This window comes from Arthrobacter sp. 2YAF22_2 (genome assembly GCF_052114645.1).
In the GTDB taxonomy this organism is placed as follows: Bacteria; Actinomycetota; Actinomycetes; order Actinomycetales; family Micrococcaceae; genus Arthrobacter.
This window is the reverse complement of sequence record NZ_JBFRFD010000440.1, coordinates 1-3,134: the sequence shown is the minus strand read 5'-3', so window position 1 is coordinate 3,134 and position 3,134 is coordinate 1. Positions and strand designations below refer to the sequence as shown.

Below are 3,134 nucleotides of genomic sequence, written 5' to 3'. Positions count from 1 at the left end.
GGGGCCCAGCCCTGCCCGCGCCGCTAGTCTGTTTACGAGTCGTAGGAGGCCGAGAGTGATCGTGCAGTTGCGAATAAGTGTTCCGGCCGAGCTCTCGCGCGCGGTCTTGGAATGCTGTTCCGGCGAGTCCGGTGTGGCCGAGGTCGCGTTGCACCCCGGTGCCTCGGTCGTCCCGCCGGGCGACGTCATCCTGGTGTTCATGGCACGGGAGTCCGTCGACGCGCTGATCGAGAAACTGCACGCCCTGAACGTCCAGGAAGCCGGATCCATCGCGGTCACGACCCCGGAGCTGCTGCTCTCCGACCGGGCGGACCGGGCGGTCGCTGCGGCCCCCGGCGAGGGCGCGGACGCCATGATCTGGGATGAGGTATCGCGCCAGACCGGGGAAGATTCAAAGCTCACGTGGAGCTACGTGGTGTTTCTGGTCCTGGCCACTCAGCTCGCCGCGATCGGGATTGTCACCGACTCCCCCATCGCGATCGTCGGGGCCATGGCAGTGGGCCCGGAATTCGGGCCGCTCGCCGCCCTCGCCGTGGCCTTGGTGCGGCGCCAGTGGCGGCTGGGACGCGGCGCCGCCGTCGCCCTCGGCGTGGGGTTTCCGGTCGCCATGCTGGCGGCTGCCCTCACGGCGTGGCTTTCCGTCCCGCTCGGCCTCTTTCCCCCCGATGCCCTGGACCGCGGCTCGGCGGTGGAGTTCATCTACCATCCGGGGCCGTACTCACTGATCGTGGCACTCCTGGCCGGTGTTGCCGGCATGCTCTCGGTGATCAGCCGCCGGTCCACTGCTTTGGTGGGCGTCTTCATCTCGGTGACCACTGTGCCGGCCGCCGGTTTCGTCGCGGTGGCGCTGGTGCTGGGCGAGTATCAGAAGGCGGCGGGCTCGGCCGCCCAGCTGTTCATCAACCTCGCCGGGCTGGTGGTCGCGGCGGTGGCCGTGCTCCTCTTCTACCGGGTTGTGAACCGGCGGCAATCCCGCGGCGCCCGCTCCCGCCAAGGACGGAGCAACGCTACTCCCAGCCGGTAGCGGCGAGCAGCCTGTCCTTGACCATCGGGGCCATGCTCGCCGAATAGGTGCGGCTGAGGTGGTTGTTGTCCAGGTACACGAAGGTATTGCCCACGACGCCGGGGCAATCGTCCTCACGGCAGATGAGGTCGGTCATATCGAGAGTGAGAACGTTCGGCGCCCTGTTGGCCAGGCTGTCGAGAGGGTTAGTCGCGGCGAAGAGTCCACTCTTGGCCGGCAGGCACGCCTTATCGTCCTTCCCCTTCGTCACGACACAATCAGCCATGTCGAAGCCGAACCGCGGGTTATCACGCAGCAGGACCACCTGGATGCCGAGTCCGGTCCAGGTGTCGAGGCTGGATTGGAGCCCCTGAATGAGTTTCTCGTCGGTCGACGATGGTGATGCTGCGGTACCCACCACCACAATCGCATTCGGCGGATTGCGCTTTACCTCCGCGGTAATGGCGGCGTTGAACTTATCACAGTCACCGTTGCCCATCTGCTCAGTGGTATCGGGCTTGCAACCGCCCTTAAGCATGGCGTACAGCTTCCACCCTTTCTCATCGCTCACCGGTTCAAGGGCCGGGAGCCACTGTTCGGCGTGCGAATCGCCGAGGACGAGGACTTTCTTGCCCGAATCCCCGGCCTGGGTGTTTTCCTTGCACACTCCGCGGAGGGTGGCGTCCTGAGGCTCCAGTGCACCACTGCACGGCTGCGGCAGGGTGGCCCAATCCTTGCCCAGGTTCTCCGGCGCGGGCAGAAGCGCCGCGTCTGCGTCGGCCTGCTCGTTGAAGCCCGGAAGCATCGCGCGGGCGCCGGGATTGTTCCGCGCGGCCTTTGCCAGAATGCCCTGATTCTCGAAGTACAACGCCAGCTGGAGACCCACCAGGGGGACGGCCGCTACCGTGAAGGCTGCCACGATGGCAACCGCTGCCCGGCGCCGGCGACGCTCCGGCCACTGCCACTGCCGCCACGGGCGCTCCACGAACCGGGTGGTCAGGTAGGCCAGCACGATGGCGGCCGCAATGATGGCCGAGCCCGTGAGTGGACCGGCGTGGCCGCGCTGTTGAACGGCGAGAACGATGACCAGGATCGGCCAGTGCCAGAGGTACATCGCGTAGGACATGTCCCCCAGGCGGACCAGCGGCCGGGAACTGAGGATCCGGTCCACACCGAACCGGCTGCCGGTCTGACCGGCGACGATCACGCAGGCCGCGGCCAGGGTGGGCCACAGCGCGACACTGCCGGGGAATGAAGCCTGGACATCCAACAGGAAACCGCAGCTCAACATGGCGGCGATACCCAGCCAGCCGAGCCGCACCCGCCACACCGCCGGAAGCCGGAGCAGGGGGAGGGCCAGCGCAACGAGTGAGCCGAGCGCAAATTCCCACAGCCGGGCCGGGGTGTCGAAATAGGCCTCGGTCTGGCTGGCCGCGGTGAACGCGATGGAGTACACCAGGGAGACGACGAAGACCAGGCCGAAAACGTAGGCCAGCAGCGCCCGGTAGTTCAGGCGGAAGCGCTTGGCCACGAGCCCGGCACCCACCAAAATCACCGGCCACAGAATGAAAACCTGCCCCTGGACGGACAGCGACCAGAAGTGCTGGAAGGGGCTGGCCGAGGAGTGGTCCGAGGCGTAGTAATCGGTGGCCTGGGCCTGGAGCAGCCAGTTCTCGAAGTACGCCAGGGAGGCCCACGCCTGGCCGACAATGTCCAGCCACCGGGTTCGGGGCAGGAACAGGATGGTTGCCGCCAGCGTGGTGACCACCACGACGACGGCGGCAGGGATGAGGCGGCGGAAGAGGTGCAACCAATTCTTGACCAGCCCCGTCGGCCGCCCATCCTCATACCGCCCCACGAACTGCAGGGTCATCAGGAAGGCAGAGACCAGAAGGAAGACATCCACACCTCCGGAGACCCGGCCGAACCAGATGTGGTACGTCATCACCATGAGGACGGCCAGCGACCGCAGCCCTTGGATCTCGGGCCGGTACCCGGGCGTCCGGCCCGGACGCGGCGGCAAGCCCCTCGGGGCCGTCTCTTGAAGCCCAGCCTGCTGCGTCATCAAATATCCTCACCACGGACGGTTCCGAGGACCGGTCCGAAACCTAAATGTTATACCTTACGGAGG

General features: G+C 66.7%; 2 protein-coding genes. One reads left to right on the top strand and one right to left on the bottom strand.

Annotation, left to right across the window (positions count from 1 at the left end):
* Nucleotides 1–55: 55 nt before the first annotated feature.
* Entirely contained in the window at nucleotides 56–1,024 is a 969-nt protein-coding gene (locus AB4Y86_RS15490; RefSeq protein ID WP_441403082.1) for a DUF389 domain-containing protein, read from the top strand.
* Here the strand turns inward: AB4Y86_RS15490 and AB4Y86_RS15485 are convergent.
* Entirely contained in the window at nucleotides 1,008–3,068 is a 2,061-nt protein-coding gene (locus tag AB4Y86_RS15485; RefSeq protein ID WP_441403081.1) for an acyltransferase family protein, read from the bottom strand. The genes AB4Y86_RS15490 and AB4Y86_RS15485 overlap by 17 nt on opposite strands.
* Between the last annotated feature and the right edge of the window lie 66 nt (nucleotides 3,069–3,134).

Coding starts and splice junctions, on each gene's coding strand:
- AB4Y86_RS15485 (WP_441403081.1), bottom strand. CDS start 3,068: ATGACGCAGCAGGCTGGGCTTCAAGAGACGGCCCCGAGGGGCTTGCCG.